This window comes from Hydrogenophaga sp. 2FB, from assembly GCF_005503365.1.
Lineage (GTDB): Bacteria > Pseudomonadota > Gammaproteobacteria > Burkholderiales > Burkholderiaceae_C > Hydrogenophaga.
The window spans coordinates 104,776-123,258 of the sequence record NZ_SCML01000012.1 but is presented as its reverse complement, the minus strand read 5'-3'; the positions used below and the strand labels follow the sequence as shown (position 1 = coordinate 123,258).

At 68.8% G+C, this 18,483-nt stretch carries 18 protein-coding genes; 2 read left to right on the top strand and 16 right to left on the bottom strand.

What is annotated here, in order from left to right:
* Nucleotides 1-32: 32 nt before the first annotated feature.
* The 9 genes from FFS09_RS09795 to FFS09_RS09755 all read right to left on the bottom strand — a co-directional run bounded on the left by FFS09_RS09795 (nucleotide 33) and on the right by FFS09_RS09755 (nucleotide 10,297).
* Nucleotides 33-890, bottom strand: coding sequence for a creatininase family protein (locus FFS09_RS09795; protein ID WP_137918672.1), 858 nt, complete (start codon nucleotides 888-890; stop codon nucleotides 33-35).
* 22 nt (nucleotides 891-912) lie between these two features.
* On the bottom strand, nucleotides 913-2,175 hold the full coding sequence (locus FFS09_RS09790) for an amidohydrolase family protein (protein ID WP_137918671.1): 1,263 nt from the start codon (nucleotides 2,173-2,175) through the stop codon (nucleotides 913-915).
* A 1-nt stretch (nucleotide 2,176) separates the two neighbouring features.
* Nucleotides 2,177-3,196 carry a PDR/VanB family oxidoreductase gene (locus FFS09_RS09785; protein ID WP_137918670.1) on the bottom strand — a complete coding sequence of 340 codons (1,020 nt, stop codon included), beginning with the start codon at nucleotides 3,194-3,196 and terminating at the stop codon, nucleotides 2,177-2,179.
* A 131-nt stretch (nucleotides 3,197-3,327) separates the two neighbouring features.
* The gene (locus FFS09_RS09780; protein ID WP_137918669.1) at nucleotides 3,328-3,993 is read right to left on the bottom strand and encodes a TetR family transcriptional regulator C-terminal domain-containing protein; all 666 of its coding nucleotides are present in this window, start codon (nucleotides 3,991-3,993) and stop codon (nucleotides 3,328-3,330) included.
* 99 nt (nucleotides 3,994-4,092) lie between these two features.
* The gene (locus tag FFS09_RS09775) at nucleotides 4,093-4,491 is read right to left on the bottom strand and encodes a RidA family protein (protein WP_137918668.1); all 399 of its coding nucleotides are present in this window, start codon (nucleotides 4,489-4,491) and stop codon (nucleotides 4,093-4,095) included.
* A gap of 4 nt (nucleotides 4,492-4,495) precedes the next feature.
* On the bottom strand, nucleotides 4,496-5,476 hold the full coding sequence (locus tag FFS09_RS09770) for a tripartite tricarboxylate transporter substrate binding protein (protein ID WP_137918667.1): 981 nt from the start codon (nucleotides 5,474-5,476) through the stop codon (nucleotides 4,496-4,498).
* A 13-nt stretch (nucleotides 5,477-5,489) separates the two neighbouring features.
* Nucleotides 5,490-7,091, bottom strand: a complete 1,602-nt coding sequence (locus FFS09_RS09765) for a hydantoinase B/oxoprolinase family protein (protein WP_137918666.1) — start codon at nucleotides 7,089-7,091, stop codon at nucleotides 5,490-5,492.
* Entirely contained in the window at nucleotides 7,088-9,049 is a 1,962-nt protein-coding gene (locus FFS09_RS09760) for a hydantoinase/oxoprolinase family protein (RefSeq protein ID WP_137918665.1), read from the bottom strand. The genes FFS09_RS09765 and FFS09_RS09760 overlap by 4 nt, the downstream gene beginning before the upstream one ends.
* A gap of 9 nt (nucleotides 9,050-9,058) precedes the next feature.
* On the bottom strand, nucleotides 9,059-10,297 hold the full coding sequence (locus FFS09_RS09755; RefSeq protein ID WP_137918664.1) for an NAD(P)/FAD-dependent oxidoreductase: 1,239 nt from the start codon (nucleotides 10,295-10,297) through the stop codon (nucleotides 9,059-9,061).
* Between the two features lie 151 nt (nucleotides 10,298-10,448).
* On the opposite strand from FFS09_RS09755, the gene FFS09_RS09750 reads away from it, so the two are divergent.
* Nucleotides 10,449-11,372, top strand: a complete 924-nt coding sequence (locus FFS09_RS09750) for a LysR family transcriptional regulator (protein WP_137918663.1) — start codon at nucleotides 10,449-10,451, stop codon at nucleotides 11,370-11,372.
* 2 nt (nucleotides 11,373-11,374) lie between these two features.
* On the opposite strand, the gene FFS09_RS09745 is transcribed toward FFS09_RS09750, so the two are convergent.
* Nucleotides 11,375-12,625 (bottom strand): DEAD/DEAH box helicase, encoded by a 1,251-nt coding sequence (locus FFS09_RS09745; protein ID WP_137918662.1) that lies wholly within the window; start codon nucleotides 12,623-12,625, stop codon nucleotides 11,375-11,377.
* 51 nt (nucleotides 12,626-12,676) lie between these two features.
* Between FFS09_RS09745 and FFS09_RS09740 the strand changes: the two genes are divergently transcribed.
* Nucleotides 12,677-13,042 carry a translation initiation factor Sui1 gene (locus FFS09_RS09740; protein ID WP_137918661.1) on the top strand — a complete coding sequence of 122 codons (366 nt, stop codon included), beginning with the start codon at nucleotides 12,677-12,679 and terminating at the stop codon, nucleotides 13,040-13,042.
* A 74-nt stretch (nucleotides 13,043-13,116) separates the two neighbouring features.
* Here FFS09_RS09740 and FFS09_RS09735 read toward each other — a convergent pair whose 3' ends face one another.
* From FFS09_RS09735 to FFS09_RS09710, 6 genes are all read right to left on the bottom strand, one after another.
* Nucleotides 13,117-13,917, bottom strand: coding sequence for an amino acid ABC transporter permease (locus FFS09_RS09735; protein ID WP_137918660.1), 801 nt, complete (start codon nucleotides 13,915-13,917; stop codon nucleotides 13,117-13,119).
* Entirely contained in the window at nucleotides 13,914-14,576 is a 663-nt protein-coding gene (locus FFS09_RS09730; protein ID WP_137918659.1) for an amino acid ABC transporter permease, read from the bottom strand. The genes FFS09_RS09735 and FFS09_RS09730 overlap by 4 nt, the downstream gene beginning before the upstream one ends.
* Nucleotides 14,577-14,579: 3 nt before the next feature.
* The gene (locus FFS09_RS09725; RefSeq protein WP_137918658.1) at nucleotides 14,580-15,482 is read right to left on the bottom strand and encodes a glutamate ABC transporter substrate-binding protein; all 903 of its coding nucleotides are present in this window, start codon (nucleotides 15,480-15,482) and stop codon (nucleotides 14,580-14,582) included.
* Between the two features lie 72 nt (nucleotides 15,483-15,554).
* Complete coding sequence (locus FFS09_RS09720) at nucleotides 15,555-16,535, bottom strand: DUF3482 domain-containing protein (RefSeq protein ID WP_137918657.1); 981 nt, start codon at nucleotides 16,533-16,535, stop codon at nucleotides 15,555-15,557.
* Nucleotides 16,536-16,547: 12 nt separating this feature from the next.
* Nucleotides 16,548-16,985 carry a GTPase domain-containing protein gene (locus FFS09_RS09715; RefSeq protein ID WP_171019951.1) on the bottom strand — a complete coding sequence of 146 codons (438 nt, stop codon included), beginning with the start codon at nucleotides 16,983-16,985 and terminating at the stop codon, nucleotides 16,548-16,550.
* Nucleotides 16,978-18,378 (bottom strand): DUF2868 domain-containing protein, encoded by a 1,401-nt coding sequence (locus tag FFS09_RS09710; protein WP_137918655.1) that lies wholly within the window; start codon nucleotides 18,376-18,378, stop codon nucleotides 16,978-16,980. Before FFS09_RS09710 ends, FFS09_RS09715 begins: the two co-directional genes overlap by 8 nt.
* Nucleotides 18,379-18,483 lie beyond the last annotated feature (105 nt).

Sequence of the window (18,483 nt, the reverse complement as noted above, 5' to 3'; positions counted from 1 at the left end):
GCAGGGGAGGGAAAACGGATGGGGGGACGAGATCAGTCCAGCGTCTGCTGGATGTGGCCGGTGTGGTGGCCACGCTCCCAGGTCGCTTCCTCGCGGACGACCCAGCGCATGGTGAACAGTTCGGTGATGGCCTTGACCCAGCTGTCGGCCAGGCTGTCGAGGATGGCTTCACCCTGTTCGCGCGTGGCGGTGGTGGGGTCGCCGATGACGCCGCTGGGACCGAAATCGCGCGCCACCCAGGCGCAGGCGGGGCGGCCGTCGGCCGAGAGCGTCTTGCTCGGGAAGGGCGGTGGGAAGTAGGCCGCGGCGCGCTCCATGTGCACGGTGTCGGGCGCCAGCGCGAGCATCAGCGCCGTTTCCGAATGGCCGGCGTGCATCGACAGCTTGCGTTCCTGCTCGCTGATGAACTGGCCCGAGACGTTGGGCACGCGCGAAACGCCGTAGGGCACGACCACGAAGTCGCCATGCCGCAGGCGCAGTTCGCGCGCGGCCATCTCCAGCACCTGCGGCTGGCCGCCGTGGCCGTTGGCGAACACAAGTTTGCGAAAGCCCGAGCGGTAGACCGACTCGCCGAGTTCGATCATGGTCGAGAGCAGCGTGGTGCCGGTGAGCGTCATGGTGCCGGCGAAGTGCAGATGCTCTTCGGACTTGCCGTAGGTGATGGGCGGCAGGCCGAAGGCGCGGATCTCGGCCGGCAGGCGCTCGAAGGCCTTGCCGATCACGCCGGCCGCGATCACGGTGTCGACCGAGCAGGGCAGGTGCGGGCCGTGCTGCTCGGTGGCGCCCACGGGCAGCACGATGACGGTGTTCTCGCGGTCGGGCAGCGCGGTGATCTCCGTCCACGCCAGGTAGGGCAGAAAGCGGTGCGGGGGGAAGTAGCCGTGCAGCATGGGGTGGTGTCCTTGTGGGGATTCAGAGAGTGAGAGGGCGGCCGTTGCGCAGCACCACGCGGGGCGCGGTGCGCGAGGGCCAGGCGTGAACGTCCGAGGCGGTGAAGACCACGAGGTCGGCGTTCGCGCCATCGAGCGTGGCGCGTGCGAGGGGCTGGCGCTGCAGCCAGTCGCCGCGGCACAGCGCGTCGGACCAGGTGTCGAAAGGCGTGTCGAGTTGGCCCACCAGCGCGGCGGTCTGCATGGCTTCGAGCGGGTCCAGGCTGCCGGCGCGGCAAAACGGGTCTTGCACGTTGTCGCTGGCGAACAGCAACGGGATGCCGCGCTCGCGCGCTTCCTTCACCAGCGTGAGGCCGCGCAGGCGCGGCGTGCGGCCGGTGGCGGCGTCCTGCAGCAGCAGGTTGGTGATGGGCAGGGACACCAGCGTGATCGGCGCGCGCGCCACGGCGTCGAGCGTGGCCAGCGCCTGCGCTTCGGGCATGGCCGCGAGCGCGCAGGTGTGGCCGCAGACCACGCGCCCGGCGAAGCCGACCTCGCGCAGCAGATCGGCCACGAGGGACAGTCCCTGCGCGTTAGGGTTGAGTTCTTCGTCGACGTGCAGGTCCAGGTCGAGATCGGTGGCCTGCGCGGCGAGCACGAGGTGGCGCAAGGCACTCGGGTCCCAGTTGCTCGAATGCACCAGGCCGCCGAGCAGCGCGTGCGCACCGGTGACCGCCACGCGCTGCGCCAGCGCGCGGGCTTCGTTGGGCTTTTGAAACAGCGCGAGCCGGATCATGGCGACCTGCTCCAGGCGGATGCGTCCGCGCCACTCGTTGGCGAGTTCGTTCATCACATCCCAGGCCAGGGGCGGGGTCTGCGGGTCCCACCAGTCGACGTGGGTGCGCAGGTGCGTGGTGCCGGCTACCCAGGCCTGTTGCAGGCCGCGCTCGGCGCGTTGGCGCAGATCGGCGTGGGTCCAGTGGGCGCGGTCGCTGATCGACGCTTCGATCGCGCCGAGCAGGCCCGGCTTGACGTGGCCGATGCGCGGCAGGATGAAGGCCTTGTCCAGGTGCGTGTGGGCGTCGACCATGCCGGGCAACACCGGCGCGCCTTGCACGTCCCAGACGTGGCCGGTGGTGGGTTGCGGCGCGGTGACCGGTGTGGTGCGGCGCACGCGGCCATCGGCCAGTTCGATCCGCGCCAGCGCGGGCTCGTGGCCTTGGCTAGGCCAGTCCGACGGCAGCAGCCAGCGCGGCAGGCGCGCGTTGGCGATGACGTCGGGCGTGGCGGGCGGCTGCTGCGGCATGTCAGATGTCCAGCGTCAGCACGGGCGAGTGGCTGCGCGCGCAACAGACCGCCACGTGGGTGGCGTGTTCGCCATCGGTCATGCACATGTCCTGGTGGTCCGGCGTGCCGTCGAGGTAGGGCGTGAGGCAGGAACCGCAGATGCCTTGTTCGCACACGGTGTCGACCGGCACGCCCGCCGCTTGCAGCACATGGGCGATGCTCTTGCCGGGGGCGACGTGCAGGCGCAGCTGGCGGCGCGCGAGCACCACCTCGAAACCCGCGGTCTCGGCCGGCCCGGCGCTGGTGGCCACCGGCGCGCTGAAGTACTCGAAGTGCACGCGCTCCGGGGCCCACGTCTGGCTGGCCTGGCGCACGTGGCTCATGAAGCCTTCGGGGCCGCAGAAGTACACATGCGCGCCGGCGGGGGCTTGCGCCAGCAGCGTGGCCGCGTTCGTGGTGGGTGCGGCGTCGTCGAAGTGGACCTGCACCCGGTCGCGCCAGGGCGCGGTGTCCAGCACGCTCTTCAAGGCCAGGTGTTGCGCGCCGCGCGCAAACACCGCCAGCGTGAACGAAGCTCCCCGCGCGTGCAGCGCATGCGCCATCGACACCAGCGGCGTCACGCCGATGCCGCCACCGAGCAGCAGATGGTGGGGCGCGTTCGGCGCCAGGCGGAACTGGTTGCGCGGTGCGCCGATGCGCAAGGTGTCGCCTTCGCGCACGCCCACGTGCACCGCGCGCGAACCGCCGCGGCCGTTGTCCTCGCGCTTCACCGCGATCTCGTACGACTCGGTGGTGCGCGTGGGGTCGCCGCAGAGCGAGTAGCTGCGCACGAGTCCACCGGGCAGGTGCACGTCGAGGTGCGCGCCGGCCTCGCAAGCGGGCAGGGGCTGGCCGTCGATGCGCTGCAGCACGTAGCTGTTCACCTCGTCGGTGTGGCGCACGACACGGGCCACGCGCACGGTGAGGTCACCGCGCGTGGTGGTGCTGTCGGAAGGGCTGGTGAGAGCCGTTGGCGCGGTCGCCGTGGGGGTCGAACTCAATTTCTGACCATTCAATTTGACTATTTGGTCAGTATAAGAAAAAGACGGCGCCGGGAAACCGTAGTAACCCGCAAATTCGCTGCTGAAAAGTGGCGCACCGTGTCGCTGGCGCCACACCGCGCCGGGGGCGCTCAGTCGCGCATCAAGCCGCAGCCGCGCAAGATGAACGGGATGAGGTCGTGGGCGACAGCCTCGCGGTCCAGGGGCCCGCAGATGTGGCTCACCTGCAGCGCGAAGTCGGCGTGGTGCTGCGTCATGGCCCAGATGTGCATGAGCAGCAGGTGCGCGTTCATGGGCTTCATCAGGCCGCGGGCGATCCAGCCGTTGATGATGCCCACTTCCTTCTGCACCCAGGTGCGGGCGTTGGGCCAGTAGCGCCCGAGGTTGTGGCCGCCGTCCAGGATCTCGCGCGTGAAGATGCGCGAGACGGTGGGCTGGTCGAAGGCGTGGTCCAGTTTGGCGCGGATGTAGTGCGCCAGGATGTCGACCGGCTCGGTGAGGCCGGGCGGCGCGAACTCGATCTTCCAGGCCATCATCACCGAGTCGAGCAGCTCGTTGTAGAGCTCTTCCTTGCCGGTGATGTAGTAGTGCAGCTGCGGCTTGGTGAGGCCCGCGCGCTCGGCGATGGCCTGGGTCGACGTGCCTTTGAGCCCATGCAGGCTGAACTCTTCGGTGGCCGCTTCGCGGATGGCGGACAGGATGCGCTGGCGGCTTTCCCGCACCGCGCGTGCGGGGCGCGCAGGCGTCGGGTGGTCGGCGCGGGGCTTGGTTCGCGCCGTGGATTTCGCTGCTGTCATGGTCCGGATTCGCGCCGGCCATGGGTGGCCGCGGCGCGCTGAAAAGTGGGATTTCATGATAGCAGCCGCGCCATTCTGGTGCGCCGCTTCGCGGCATGTTCAAGCGGGACGTCGCAAGGCAACCGCCTCGATTTCCACCAGCACGGGCGCGATCAGGCCGGAGATGACGGTCGAGCGCGCGGGCGCCGTGGCCGCCGGAAAACGCTCGGCGTAGGCGGCGTTGAAACCCGGGTAGTCCGCCGCGTTCACCAGCCACACCGTGGTCTTGACCACATCGGCCAGCGTGCAGCCGGCCTGCTGCAGGATGGCCTCGATCAGGTCCAGCGTGTAGTGGGTCTGGCTGGCGATGTCCTCGCCCGCGGGTTGGCCGTTGCGCATGGGCACCTGGCCCGCGACAAAGACGAAGCGGTCGTCGGCGATCACGGCGGGCGAGATGGGCTGCACCACGCCGGCGCGTTGCACGGGTGGGCCGAGGTGTTGAATGCCGGGATTGCTCATGGGATCAGTCGGGCTTGGCACCCGAGGCTTTGACGATGGCGGCCCACTTCTTCGTTTCCGATTCGATGAAGGCCTTGTAGTCGGCTGCGCTGCTGCCGCCCAGCTTGAACCCGCGCGAGACGAAGTACTCCTGGATGTCCGGGCTGGTGAGCGCGACGTTGACGTCCTTGTTGATTTTTTCCACGATGGCCGCGGGCGTTCCGGGGGCGGCAAACAGGCCTTGCCACGACAGCGCTTCGAAGCCCGGGTAGCCGCTTTCGGCGACGGTGGGCACGTTGGGGAACAGCGGGTGGCGCTCCCTGGAGGTCACGGCCAGCGGCACCAGCTTGCCGCTCTGGACCTGCGGCATCACGACCAGCACGTCGCCGAACATCATGTCGATCTGGCCACCCATGAGGTCGGTGAGCGCGCCCGCGCTGCCGCGATAGGGGATGTGCAGGAACGAGGCCTTGGTGGCGAGCTTGAACATCTCGCCGGTGAGGTGCATCGAGGTGCCGCTGCCCGGCGAGCCGTAGGTGATCGACGCCGGCCTGGCGCGCGCCGCGGCAATCAGCTCCTGCAGGTTCTTCGCGGGCAGGTTGGGATTTTTCACGATCAGGAGGGGCGCGCTCACCACGGCCGTGACCGGCGTGAAGCCCTTGACCATGTCGTACGGCAGATTGGGGTAGAGCGCGCCGGCGATGCCGTTGCTGCCGGTCACGCCGAGCAGCAGCGTGTGGCCGTCGGGCTCGGACTTCGACACGCTGTCCGCACCCACCGTGCCGCCCGCGCCCGCGCGGTTTTCCACCAGCACGGTCTGTTTCCAGGTAACGGTGAGTTTTTCGCTGAGCTTGCGCGCCAGCAAGTCGGTGCTGCCACCGGGTGGGAAGGGCACGACGATGCGCACGATCTTGTTGGGGTAGGCCTGTGCGGCCGCCAGCGATGGTGCGAGCGCCGCGACGGCGAGCGTGGCCGCGAAGGCGAGGGTGGAGGCGATGCGGTTCATGGCGAAATCACTTTCATGTGGGTTGATCTTTCGGTGTCGCCAGCGTGTCCGCTGCGGCACCCCAAGCGCCTCCTCCGGCCGTTTCGATGACGAGCCTGTCCCCCGCCGACCACTCGGCGCGCGCCCGGGCGGGCAACACGTCGATGCGTCCATCGGCTCTTTCGATGCGGGCGGCCGACGGTGAACCGTCGCCACCGCCCAGGCTGCCGCGTGCGCGGCTGACATGGCGCTCGCCCCGGTAGGAGACGCTGCCCTGTCCTTCAAGCAATTCGTAGACCCGCCGCACGCCGTGGCCGCCGGCAAAGCGCCCGACGCCGCCCGAGCCTTCTCGGATGGCGTAGGTCCGCACGCGCAGCGGCGCTTCGGATTCGATCACCTCCACCGGTGTGTTGCGCGCGTTGCCCACGTCGGTGGAAATGCCGCTGGTGCCATCGGCCGACGCGCTCGCGCCGGCGCCACTGGCGATGATTTCGGTGAACAGCCAGCGCTGTCCGTCGGCGCGCGCACCACCGAGCGAGAGCACGGTGGCCACGCCGGCGTTGGACGCCAGCGGATCGCGCGATGCCCCGAGCGACCACGCGCTGAGCATGGCGTTGCAGGCGAGTTTCACCGTGGCCGTGCGCGCGTTCAAGGCCGCGGGAAGGCTCGGGTTCACGATGCTGCCTTCGGGCAACACCCAGGTGGCGGGCGCGAGGCATCCCGCGTTGTTCGGCGCTTGCGGCGCGAGCGAGCGCATGAAGAACAGGATGGCCGACATCATGGCCGAGGGCGATGCGTTCACCGGCCCGTGCGTCTGCGGCGATGAGCCGGTGAAGTCGATGGTGAGCGTGTCGCCCTGCTTGCGCAGTTGCACCGCGATGCGCACCGGCTTGTCGTCGACGCCGTCGCCATCGAGCTGGTCTTCCCATTGCCACGCGCCGTCGGGCGCCTGGCGCAGGGCGTCGCGCGTCATGCGCTCGGACTGCGCGATCAGGGCGTCGCACACGGCATTGAACGGCGCGCCGGTGCGTTGCCGCAGGGCGGCGGTTTCGGTGGCGCCCAGGCACACGGCGGACCACTGCGCGTTCAGGTCGCCCAGCAGGTTGCCGGGTGTGCGGCTGTTGGCGGTGAGCAGCGTCTCGACGTTGCTGTCGACCACGCCGGCCGCGCGCCAGCGCACCGGCGGGATGCGCAGGCCTTCCTGGTAGATGTCGGTGGCATTGGGCGGGATCGAACCCGCCGCCATGCCGCCCACGTCCTGGTGGTGCAGGATGGCCGCGGCCAGCGCGACGGTGGCGCCTTCGCTCACGATGGGCCGCACCACGATCAGGTCGGGCAGGTGGGTGCCGCCGGACCAGGGGTCGTTCATCAGGTAGGCATCGCCCTCGGCCATCTGCGGCGCGGGAAAGCGCTGCAGCACGCCGGCGATGGCGGGGATCAGCGAGCCCAGCAGCAGCGGCAGCGAACGCGCTTGCGCGAGCAGGCGGCCATCGGGGAGGAACACGGCGGCCGCGCAGTCGCCGCCTTCGCGCGCGATCGACGAGTAGGCCGCGCGCATCATGCGGCTCTGCATGCGGTCGACGATGCCTTGCAGTGCGAGCCGCACGGGCTCCATGAGGATCAGGTGTTCGTTCATGCGCTGGCCTTGCTCATGGGGGGCTGGCTCAGCAGCAGGGAGCCATCGGCTTCCTGTGTCCATTGCCAACCGGCGGGCACCCACACGGTGGTGGTGGCCGCGAAGAGAGCTTGCGGTCCCTGGCCTTGGGCCGGGCAGTTGGCCCACAACGCGGGGTCGGGCCGCAGGTGGTGCGCGCTCACGCCGGGCTGGGGCACGGCCTGTTCAAACACGCCGCGCAGCAAGCCCACCAGCGCGTCGCTGCGCGCGGGCATCTGGCCGCGCAGCGCTTCGTAGCGCGCGGCGAAGCGCGCCTGCAGCGTGGCCAGGTCGTCGTCGGGCAGCCACATCACTTCCACCGGGCTGCCTTGCCCCTTGTGAAGAATCTCCAGGCTCCAGCGGATCGAGGCGCAGTCCTGCGTGGGTTGCAGTGCGTCGCGCAAGGTCACGAGCGTGGTCAGTCCGTCGGCGTCGAGCGAGAGTGCACAGGCCTTCTCCACCGTCTGCGTGGGCGGCGAGGCAAGCAGGCCGAGCGCGGCCACCACGCCTGCGTGCGCGATCACGCGCACCTGCGACACGCCCGCGAGTTCGGCCACCTCGGCAACGTGCTGCGCGCCACCACCACCGGCCGCCACCAGCAGGCAGTCGGCGGGGTGGATGTCGCGCTGGAAGGCGCGCATCTTCACGCTCTCGGCCATGGCGGTGGCCGCCGTGGCCACGATGGCTTGCGCGGCGTCGGTGGTGGAGATGCCGAGCGGCTGTGCGATGTCGCGCAGCACCACCGCTTCGGCCAGCGCCACGTCGAGCGCCACGCCGCCGGAGAGTTCGCGCGGCAGACGGCCGAGCAACAACAAGGCGTCGGTCAAGGTCGCGTGCGTGCCGCCGAGGCCATACGCCGCAGGGCCCGGCCAGGCGCCTTGCGAGCGCGGGCCCAGGCGCAGGCCGCCGCCCGCGTTCACGCTGGCGAGACTGCCACCGCCGATGGAGAGCGACTCCACATCCGCGCAGCGCAGGCGCAGCGTGAGATCGCCGCAGAGCAGCGTGTCGGTGAACAGCGGCCGGCCGGCTTCGAGGATGCCGATGTCGGTGCTGGTGCCGCCGACGTCGATGGACATGACGGTTTGCGCGGCGTCGCTGTCGGGCAGGCTCGCGGCCACGCCTTGCAGCGCGGCGCAGGGGCCGGACATGGCCAGGCCGATGGGGCGTTGCACCGCGTCCTGCCAGGGCGCAATGCCGCCTTCGGAGCGCATCAGCGCGGGTGCGGGCAGGCCGCGCTCGGCGAGCGCGCCGCCCAGCGTTTGCAGGTACTGCTGCACCATGGGCTTGCTGTAGGCGTCGAAAGCCGTGGACAGGAAACGTTCGAACTCGCGCGGCTTGGGATCGACCTCACTCGAAAGCGACACCATGAGACCGGGTTGCGCTTCGAGCAGCCAGGCGCGCACCTGTTGTTCGTGTTCGGGGCGCAGGTGCGAGAACAACAGGCAGACCGCCACGGCGCGCACGCCGCTGTCCGCGATGCGGTGGGCGAGGGCGGTGACCTGTTCGCGCGCCAGCGCTTCGATCTCGCTGCCTTGCGCGTCCACGCGCCCGGCGATCTCGAAGCGTTGCGCGGCGGGGAACAGCTTGCGTTCGGGCGTGGGCGGCAACACGGCGGCGGTGTAGAGGTCGCGCCGGTCCTGCCGCGCCAGCGCGAGGATGTCGCGCATGCCGGTGTTGGTGAGCACGGCCACAGGCCCGTCGTTCTGCTCGAGCAGCAGGTTGGTGACCACGGTGGAGCCGTGCACGATGCGTTCGACCTGCGCGGGCGCGATGCCGTGTTCATCCAGCATGCGCTGCACCGCCTGCAGGATGGGCTGCACCAGGTGCCCGGCCTCGCGCGGGTGTTTGAGGCTGCGCAGCGTGCCGTCCGAAGAACAGGCCACCACGTCGATGAAGGTGCCACCCATGTCGATGCCGATGGCCCAGCGCGGTGTGTTCATGCGCGGCCTTCAGCGAAAGCGCCGCGCGCTGAACGGCGAGAGGTCGACCTGCGTGGTGCGGCCCGCCACGAGATGGGCCACTTCGCGGCCGGTGGTCGCGCCCATGCACATGCCCATGTGGCCGTGGCCGAACGCGAGCCACGCGTTCTCGGCCTTGCTGCTGCGGTCGATCACCGGCAGGCTGTCGGGCATGCAGGGTCGGTGGCCCATCCATTGCGTCACCTCGGACGTGTCCAGGTGCGGGAACAGCATCTGTCCCTGGCGCAGCAGCGCGTTCGCGCGTTCGTAGTTGGGTGGGCGTTCGAGTCCGGCGAACTCCACCGTGCCGGCCAGCCGCAGGCCCATGGCCATGGGGTTGACCATGATGTTGTTTTCAGAAGCCATCACGGTGTGGCGCAGCTTCAGGTTGGAGCTGCGCACGGTGACGTGGTAACCACGCTGCGTTTCCAGCGGCACGCGGTCACCCAGTTGTTTCGCGAGCTGGCCCGACCAGGCGCCGGCGGCGACCACCACGCCATCGACCGCCAGCGGCTCGCCGCTGTCCATGCGCAGGCCGGTGATCCGTTTGCCTTCGCGCTCGAAGCCGGTGACCGAGCGGTGGTCGTGGCGCGCACCATCGCGCACGCTTTGCGCGACCAGCGCCTTGACCAGTTGCGACGGGTCCAGCGTGGAGCCGTTGTCGGGCGCGAGGATACCGAAGCGAAAGCGCCCCTTCAGGTCGGGCTCCAGTTCCTCGAGCTCGTCGCGTTCGACGTTGATGAGGTTCACGCCCAGCGACTGGCGCAGTGCCATGCCCCACTTCCACTGGTTCGCGGCCTCGCGCGAGGAGTAGACGTACAGGCAGCCACTGCGGCGCACGAGTGACGTGGCGTCGGCGTGCTGCAGCAGCGGGTCGTAACACTCGAAGATCGGGCGCAGCAGGGTCTGCAAGGCCGTGGCGATGCGCGTGACTTCCGTGGGCGTGGAGTGCTGCAGCATGCGCACCAGCCAGGGCAGCACGCGCGGCAGGTAGCTGGTGCGGATGGTCAGCGGGCCCAGCGGGTCGAGCAGCCAGCTCGGCACCTTCTTCCACATGTTGGGCATGCCCACGGGCAGGCAGGCGCTGGGGGAGAGCGAGCCGGCGTTGCCGAACGAACAGGCTTCGCCGGGTTCGAGCGGGTCGACAAACGTGATCTGGTGGCCGTCGCGCTGCAGCCAGGCGGCTGTGCAGGCGCCGACGATGCCTGTGCCTACAACGGCGATGTGCATGGAATCTTTGCTTTTTCAGAGAGGGATACGGAAGCTTCGCGGCATTCTATGAACCGCTCCATGCATCAACCAAGCGAATTCTTTTGATACATTGATCATGAAAATTGATGATGGTGCACGCGCGCCGTCAGGCACCTTTTTGGACCAGACCATGAACATCAGCTTGAGACAGATGCGGGCCTTCGCCGCCGTGACGCAGAGCGGCAGCTTCACCAGCGCGGCGCGCCAGCTCAACCTCACCCAGTCGGCGGTGAGCATGCTGGTGCAGCAACTGGAGCAGGAACTGCATCTGCAGGTGTTCGACCGCAGCCGCACCGCCATCACCCTCACCGAAGCCGGCAACAACCTGCTGCCGCTGGCGCAGCGCATCCTGGAAGACGTGCGCCAGGTGGTGGAAGGCGCGTCCGAGATCCGCGCGCTGCGCCGGGGTTTCCTGCGCGTGTCGACGTCGCAAATGATGGCCTGCACCTGGGTGGCCTCGGTGCTCACCGAGTTCGGCCAGCAGCACCCCGGCATCAGCTTGCGTCTGAAGGACGCGGTGGCCGACGACGTGGTCGACACCGTGCGCCACGGCGCGGTGGAACTGGGCATTGGCCCCGAGCGCGTGACCGGTGACGACGTGACGCGCAGCTTCCTCATGAACGTGCCGATCCGCCTGGTGTGCCCCAAGGGGCACCCGGCCTACGACCGCGCGAGTGTGTCGTGGAAGGACCTGCGCGACGAGCGCTGGATCAGCTACTCGCACGAATTCGGCCGCCACGTGGAGCGGGCGCTGCACACGCACGGGCACGACTTCTCTCTGGAGACGGCGAGCGACGTGGGCTACCTCACCACCGCCATGGCGCTGGCCGGCCACGGTATGGGCTTGCTGCTCGCGCCGGAGTACGCGCGCTCGTTCGCCGACAACTTCGGCCTGCGCTTCGTGCCGCTGCGCGCGCCGGCGATCCAGCGCGAGTACTTCGTGTACCAGCGCAAGGGGCAATCCCTCTCGCCTGCGGCGGAGACGTTCCTGGCGATGTTGAGGCAGCGGGGCGGGGGTGCCAAGCGCGCGGGCAAGGCGGCGGTGCCTGCCTGAAGTCAGTCGGGCTTGTTGGCGGCGGCGGCGGCGGCCGCTGCGCGCAGCTTGTCCTTCTTGCTCATCCGTTTGCCCTTGATGCCGCCATCGCCCGGCGAGGGGGGTGGGGCTTCTTCCTTCGGCTCGAAGCCGGGCAGTACCTCCAGTGGCAGGCTCAGGCCCTGGCGCTTTTCGATCAAGCGCCAGTGGGCCTCGCTGGCCGGCGTCACGAAGCTCACCGCCAGGCCACTCGCACCCGCGCGGCCCGTGCGGCCGATGCGGTGCACGTAGTCCACTGCCGAGCGCGGCAGGTCGTAGTTCACCACCACCGGCAACTGGCTGATGTCGATGCCGCGCGCGGCCAGGTCGGTGGTCACCACCACGTCCCAGCGCTTTTCCTTGAACTCGGCCAGCGCCTGCTTGCGCGCACCCTGGCTCAGGCCGCCGTGGAACGAGGTGGCGTACAGGTCGCCCTGGTGCAGCTTGGTCGCCACGCGCTCGGCCAGGTATTGCGTGGCCACGAACACCAGCACGCGCTGCCAGCCCTGGGTCTTGATGAGCTTGCGCAGCAACTCGGTGCGGCGGTTCGTGTCGACCCGATACGCCTGCTGCAGGATCACCGCCTCTTCGGTCGCCACGGCGGGCACGTCGATGCGCGTGGGCTCGTGCAGCAGGAGGCTGGCGAGCGCCTGCACGTCGGGCGGGAAGGTGGCCGAGAAGAACAGGTTCTGCCGCCGCGCCGGCAACAAGGCGAGCACGCGGCTCAGCTCATCGGCAAAACCGAGGTCGAGCAGGCGGTCGGCTTCGTCGAGCACCAGCAGCTCCACGCCAGAGAGACGCAGCGCGTTGTGCTCCACCAGATCGAGCAGACGGCCCGGTGTGGCGACGACCACGTCGGCGCCGCCCCGCAACGCCATCATCTGCGGGTTGATCGACACGCCGCCGAACACCACGGCCACCTTGGGTTTGGTAGGCAAGTGCAGCGCCAGCGAGCGCACCACCTCACCCGCCTGCGCCGCGAGTTCGCGCGTGGGCACGATCACCAACGCGCGCACGCGCCGCGGCGTGAGGGGTTCGGCCTGGGCGAGCCGCTGCAACAGCGGCAAGGCATAGGCGGCGGTCTTGCCGGAGCCGGTTTGCGCGGTGGCCAGGAGGTCACGGCCGGCGAGCACGGCCGGAACGGCTTCGGTCTGGATGGGGGTGGGCGCGGTGAAGCCGAGTTCGGCAGCCGCCTGGGCGAGCGCGGGCGCAAGGCCCAGAGAAATGAATGGCATGGATCGGGGCAGTGTACCGGCCCGGGGTGCGCGCGGGTACGATGCGGCCCCATGAAAAACAAGCTTTCTCTGGGCGGTCTGGTCTATTCCACCGAGGCCGGCCGCATGTGCCCGGACTGCCGCCAGCCGGTGGCGTTATGCGTCTGCAAACAGGCGGCCAAGGCCGCACCTTCAGGCGATGGCGTGGTCCGCGTTTCGCGCGAGACCAAGGGCCGGGGCGGCAAGGCGGTCACGCTGGTCAAGGGCGTGGCGCTGGAGGCCGATGCGTTGACGGCGCTGGGCAAGCAGCTCAAGGCGGCCTGCGGCACGGGAGGCACGGTGAAGGACGGCGTGATCGAGATCCAGGGTGATCACGTGGAGAAAGTGATGGCTGCCTTGAAGGCGCAGGGCCATACCGTCAAGCGCGCGGGTGGTTGAGGCCTGAGCGCAGCCGTCTCTGGTCCAGAAAGCCATCCACCACAAAAGTACCTTGATGGCTCGCCCGATGGCGGTCAATGCATCGGCCGGCCGAGCCGTTTGCTCGCTCTTGATATCGCGTAGTTCACGAGGCAGTAAAGCGCCGCTACAACGAGGTAGACGGGCACCAGCGAGTGGTAGTTGGCGATGAGCACCTTGGCGTTCTGCATGAGTTCACCATAGGTGACGACGTAGCCGAAGGTGGTGTCCTTGACCACGATGACCAGTTGCGCGACCAGTGCCGGGACAATGTAGCGAAGGGCCTGCGGAAACACGACGAAGAAAAAAACCTGGGCTTCGGTCATCCCCAGGCTTCGCGCAGCATTCGTCTGGCCGCGGGGAACGGCGAGCACGCCCGCGCGGTAGACCTCGGCCACCACGGCGGCGGTGCTCAGGCCGATGGGCAACGTCAACATCCAGTAGGTGCTCAGCTTGATCCCGATCGACGGAAGCACCAGAAAACACACATAGATGAGCAGCAGCGTCGGCGTGCCACGCAGGAACTCGATGACCGCGATGCTCGGCCAACGCACCAGCCGCGGCCGCGCCAGGCGCCCCACCAACAGCACCAGCCCGAGGGCCAGCGCGATGATGCCGGCCATTGCCGCCGATGCCAGCGTGCCGAGCAAGCCTGTGGCCAGGAAAGTCCAGGTCGTCGGCCAGGCGAAGAATTCCCAGAATCGGGCCTCGAGCTGCCCTGCGGAATGGAACCGGAGCACGATACCCGCAGCCAGCAGCAGCAGCACGGCCGCTGCGATCGCGCTCACCACCCGTGCAACGGTTTGCGCCTGCGGGCTGGGAGCACCAAACAGAATGTCTTCCAGAGGACGGCTCATCGCAGTATCCGCACCTTCTTTTCCAGGGTGGCGCCCGCCCAGGCGATGAGCAAGCCGGTCGCCACGTACATCGCGGCCGCCACCGCGAACGCGGCCATGCCGGCGGCGGAGTCGGTGGCGATCTTGGACACGAGCGCAGTGAGCTCCCGTCCCGGGAACGGCACTTGCGACGCCAACGAGGTCGACAACATCAGCGCAATGAGCAGCGAGGTCATGGGCTGCACCACCGCGCGCAGCGCCTGCGGCAAGACCACCGCCGTGATGATGCGCATCGGCCGCATGCCCAGGCTGAGCGCAGCCTCCACCTGGCCGCCGGCGATGGTGTTGATGCCCGAGCGCAGGTAGTCCGCCGTGAACGCGGAGCAGACCAGCGTCAACGTCAGGACCACGGCGGGCTCATAGTCGATGAGGACGTTGAGGTCGGGCAGCGCGAACACGATGAAGATCAGCAGCGCGACGCTGGGAATGTTGCGGAAGATCTCGACGTAGACGGTCAGGACGAAGCGCAGTGGGGGCAGCGGGAAGAGCCGAAGCACCGTCACGACCATGCCCAGCAGGAAGCCGGGCACGAACGACACCACCGTGAGCTTCCAGGTCAGAAAAAGGGCCTGCCCGAAGGCAGGCCCGTATTCGGCCAGAAGCTTTGAGACGTCACCCATCGTTCAGGGCAAGGCGGGCGGCGTCGGCACGGCGGTGCTGCCGGTGCGCTGTCCGATGGAAATGGTCCAGAGTTTGGCCCAGGTGCCGTCGGCTTCAATCTTCTTCAGGAAGGCATTGATGAAGGCCACGCCGTCCGAGCCCTTGGGCAGTCCAATGCCGTAGGGGTCCTGCGCACCGAAGGGCGCGCCCGCCAGCTTCGCGTCGCCGGTGCCGAGGCTCAGGGCGTTGAGCAGCAGCGTGTGGTCGGTCACGTAGGCATCCACGCGCCCCTGACGCAGTCCATCGAGGGCTTCCTGGTGCGTCTGGAACTCTTGCACGACACCCTTGGGCGCGAACTGCGCCAGGATCGCGGGCCCGGTGGAGCCCGCCTGCGTGGCGACCTTCTTGCCGGCCAGATCGTTGTACGACTGGATCGTGCTGTTGTTCGCCTTGACCAGCACCCCGGCCTGCGAGGTGTAGTAAGGACCGGCGAACGAGATCTTCTCGGCGCGGGCGGGGGTGATGGAGTAGGTGGCGAGCACCATGTCCACCTGGTCGTTGATGAGCACCTGCTCGCGCGTGGACGAGTTCACCTGCGTGAACTGGACCTTGGCCCCCTCGCCCAGGATGTAGCGCGTGAGGAGTTGGGCCACGCCGGCGTCGAAGCCGCGCATCTTGCCGTCTTTCTCGTTGAGCAGCGAGAACAGGTTCGAGGTTTGCGTGCCGCCCAGGCGCAGCGTGCCGGCCTGCTTGATCTTGCTGGCCCAGGTGCTCGATGCGATGGTCGCAGCGTTGGCGACGGGGCCCTGCGCCACCAGCGCGTCAAACGCCGCGGTATTGATGGGCGTGCCCTGCGCGAAAAGCGACCCACCGGTGACGATCGTCAGTGTCACCACGGTGGATTTCAGAAGGGATTTGATCGACATGCGGTCCTCTTGGATGGTGTGTTGCTTGAATCAATATATAGCAGTTATGGAATGCACGAGCTGCTCGTCCGGTCAGTCCACTGTGGTGTTGTCGCTCGCCAGAATGGCCTGGACCTCCAGCGCCAGTGCGTGGCCCAGTGCTTCGCGCCGACGGCTGTGATCGCGGGTGTGTCCCGAACGGTGTTCCCACTCCGGATGGGCCCGCGCTTGCTGCAGCGCGCGCAACAGGCCGAGCAAGGCCTGGCGGTACGAACCGGAGGGTGCCAGGCGCAGCTCGATGGTGTCTTGGGCCGCATGGCCGCGGGCCTGCAGCACCTGGCACAGATGGGTCAGGCGGTCGGCCAGCAGCACGAGCACGTCGTTGTCGAGCGTCAGCTCCTCGATCCCCCGAAGCCTGTTGAGCACCATGCGCGGCGCCTGGCCCCAGCCCTGACCCAGCGCACCGCCGATGGCCGCGCCCAGCGCGGTGGCCGCACCCAGTGAAAGACCTGCCAGCGCGAGGTCGAGCGTGAAACCGACGGCAGCGCCCGCCGCCGCTCCTTTGCCCAGCAGGCGCCCGGCCGTGGCCAGCGTCTCCGGGTTGAACAGGTCCGATTCCCAGCGGTCATGGGTCCACGGCAACACCTCCAAGCTCGCGTCGTCGCGCTCGAAGCCGTGCATCTGGAGCAGGTCGTGGACGCACAGGCGCACGCTGTCCAGCAATTCGGCGCGGAACGCTTCCACGAACGCTTGCTTGGCCTGGGCGTCGGCCAGCGTTTCGGGCGAAATCTCGCGCCGCATGGCCGCAGCGGAGATCAGCGTGTCGGCCACGCGCTGCGCGCAGGCGGTGCGGCGCTCGGCGGCCTGCCGATCCAGATCCAGCAGCACCGCCTGCAGCGTGGTCTTGTGTTGGCGCATGAGCACGCTCAGGTCTTCGTAGAGCTGGCGCTCAGCCCCGACAAAGGGCGCCACCGCGTCGAACAGCACCGCCGTGTGCAGGCCATAGGCGGCCAGCACCTCGCGCCACTCGGACTCGCGGCTGTGCTCGCCGCGCACGAAGTTGAGCACCGGCATGATGGGCCGCGCTCAGGTGTTGAGCACCTCGATCTCGCTGCGGTATTTGGGCAGCACGGGCTCGCGGCAATCGATCACATAGATGGCCGCGCTGGACGCCAGCATCTGGCGCAGCACCTTGGCCTCCTGTTCGAACACGCCGCGCGCCTCCGGCCCGTCGAGCAGGGCGCGCACGCGCTCGGGCGGCGTGAGCGCTTCTGGCATCTGCTTGAGGTGGTATTGCAGCGCGACCGAGTCTTCCAGGCCCGGCGTGTCGAAATACCGCAGCAGCGTCTGCCCACCGATCTCGAGGTCGATCGCCTCGACATGCCGGGTGGTGCCGGGCCGGTCGGACACCTGGCCGAAGTGCACCTGGCGTGTCAGTGTGCGCAGCAGCGAGGTTTTGCCTGCATTGGTGTGGCCGACCACGGCAATGTCGATCGGGCCGGCCGGCCTGTTGCGTTCAACCACGGTGTTGCTCCATCCATTGACGCGCATCGGTCGCGGTGGCGCAGAACGTCACCGCTTGCAGATCGCTGGTGGCCAGCCAGTCGGCCCAGCGTTGCGGCTTGTCCGCGCCACTGGCGGCCTCGCTGCCCAGGGGCAGCAGCGCGCATTCGACGGCCTCGGCGCAGACCTGCCGCAGAAAACGCTCGGCACCCCGATCCGGGCTGGCGGCGGCCGAGCAGACCACCAGGGCGCGCACGCCGGGCGCAGCGGCCAACGCGGCCAGCAAGCTCAGCCGTTCGGTCATGGTGCCCTGGATGGTGTGCACCTGATCGGCCCGCTCAGACAAGGCGTCCGGCGGCCAGCGCAGGCTGTCGGGCAGCTCAAACCCGATCAACACCGTCGGCGCGGTCAGGCCGGGGGTGCGCGGGCGAAACAAGGGGGTGTTGTCGCTCGGCGCGGCGTGTTCGGCATCCACCACGGAGGCGGTTGCCATCGACGCAAAGCGCGTGACGAGCTGGCGAAAGTACGGGTCGCGCGTGTCAATGTCCCGTTGGTGGGAGCGCCGCCGCCAGACAGCGGCACAGACCACCAGCGCGATCAACCTGGGCAGCAGCCCATAGAGCAGGGCGCTGGCGAGCAGCCACCAGGCAATGGCCTGGGAATCCGTGGCGTTGGGCGCGGCGTGCACGACCGCCTGCGCAGGCACCGCAAAGCCCAGCGCGCGCGGCAGCCAGCCGGTGACGCGCAGAAAGCCGTCGAAGGAAGCCGGATTCAGGATGGTGGTTTCCCACGTCAGCTGGTAGGCCTGGAAGGAGAACAGCACCAGCAGGGTGACCAGCGCCAGGGCGAACGCCAGCGCCCACAGCCCGTGGCTGATCGCGCCGAAGACCCACAGCGAAAGCCGCTGCTGGCGCAGCGCCGCGTTGGCGCCGCGCAGCAGGGCGAGCGAGTGCGGTCCGTGCAGCCAGGGCATGCGCGCGGCCAGTGCCAGCATCATCTGGCCCAGCGACCATGGTGCCGTGCCCTGACCGGAGATGGTCGAACCCAGCGCCCACAGCAACCAGACCACCAAGGCCAGCAACGGCATCCCCAGCATGGCGAGAAAGGCGAACGCGGCGTTCACCGTCTGCCCGCTGCCCAGCACTCGGGTGAGCAGGCCACCGGCCAGCAGATAGGCCAGCAGCACCAGCAGGCCGGCGGCAATCCACAGCCCTGTTTTCAACCGCGCCCAGTCGTCCAGCAAACCCAGGCGGCGCGCGAGCAGCCGGGCGCGCTCCAGGATGCGGTCCTGTTCGTTGCGCTCCCGCACATGGGCCAGTGTCATCTCGCCGGCATCGTCGAGCGCGCCGGCTTCCTCCATCAGCCTGAGGGTGTGGACGAAGGTGACATCGCGGAAGGAAGCGGAAGACGACATCAAGGAGGGCTGGCGGATGGTTTCTGTCCGCTTTCTGAACATCGGGCCAGGGCGGTGGGTTGGGGAGGGCGCCCGCCTTGCTGCAGCGGCGCACGGCCTATGCTA

Excerpts from the sequence above, each read along its gene's own strand:
- FFS09_RS09795 (WP_137918672.1), bottom strand. The coding sequence starts at position 890 with ATGCTGCACGGCTACTTCCCCCCGCACCGCTTTCTGCCCTACCTGGCG.
- FFS09_RS09735 (WP_137918660.1), bottom strand. The coding sequence starts at position 13,917 with ATGAGCCGTCCTCTGGAAGACATTCTGTTTGGTGCTCCCAGCCCGCAG.
- FFS09_RS09780 (WP_137918669.1), bottom strand. The coding sequence starts at position 3,993 with ATGACAGCAGCGAAATCCACGGCGCGAACCAAGCCCCGCGCCGACCAC.
- FFS09_RS09720 (WP_137918657.1), bottom strand. The coding sequence starts at position 16,535 with ATGCCGGTGCTCAACTTCGTGCGCGGCGAGCACAGCCGCGAGTCCGAG.
- FFS09_RS09770 (WP_137918667.1), bottom strand. The coding sequence starts at position 5,476 with ATGAACCGCATCGCCTCCACCCTCGCCTTCGCGGCCACGCTCGCCGTC.
- FFS09_RS09790 (WP_137918671.1), bottom strand. The coding sequence starts at position 2,175 with ATGCCGCAGCAGCCGCCCGCCACGCCCGACGTCATCGCCAACGCGCGC.
- FFS09_RS09725 (WP_137918658.1), bottom strand. The coding sequence starts at position 15,482 with ATGTCGATCAAATCCCTTCTGAAATCCACCGTGGTGACACTGACGATC.
- FFS09_RS09765 (WP_137918666.1), bottom strand. The coding sequence starts at position 7,091 with ATGAACGAACACCTGATCCTCATGGAGCCCGTGCGGCTCGCACTGCAA.
- FFS09_RS09750 (WP_137918663.1), top strand. The coding sequence starts at position 10,449 with ATGAACATCAGCTTGAGACAGATGCGGGCCTTCGCCGCCGTGACGCAG.
- FFS09_RS09710 (WP_137918655.1), bottom strand. The coding sequence starts at position 18,378 with ATGTCGTCTTCCGCTTCCTTCCGCGATGTCACCTTCGTCCACACCCTC.
- FFS09_RS09740 (WP_137918661.1), top strand. The coding sequence starts at position 12,677 with ATGAAAAACAAGCTTTCTCTGGGCGGTCTGGTCTATTCCACCGAGGCC.
- FFS09_RS09730 (WP_137918659.1), bottom strand. The coding sequence starts at position 14,576 with ATGGGTGACGTCTCAAAGCTTCTGGCCGAATACGGGCCTGCCTTCGGG.
- FFS09_RS09745 (WP_137918662.1), bottom strand. The coding sequence starts at position 12,625 with ATGCCATTCATTTCTCTGGGCCTTGCGCCCGCGCTCGCCCAGGCGGCT.
- FFS09_RS09755 (WP_137918664.1), bottom strand. The coding sequence starts at position 10,297 with ATGCACATCGCCGTTGTAGGCACAGGCATCGTCGGCGCCTGCACAGCC.
- FFS09_RS09760 (WP_137918665.1), bottom strand. The coding sequence starts at position 9,049 with ATGAACACACCGCGCTGGGCCATCGGCATCGACATGGGTGGCACCTTC.
- FFS09_RS09775 (WP_137918668.1), bottom strand. The coding sequence starts at position 4,491 with ATGAGCAATCCCGGCATTCAACACCTCGGCCCACCCGTGCAACGCGCC.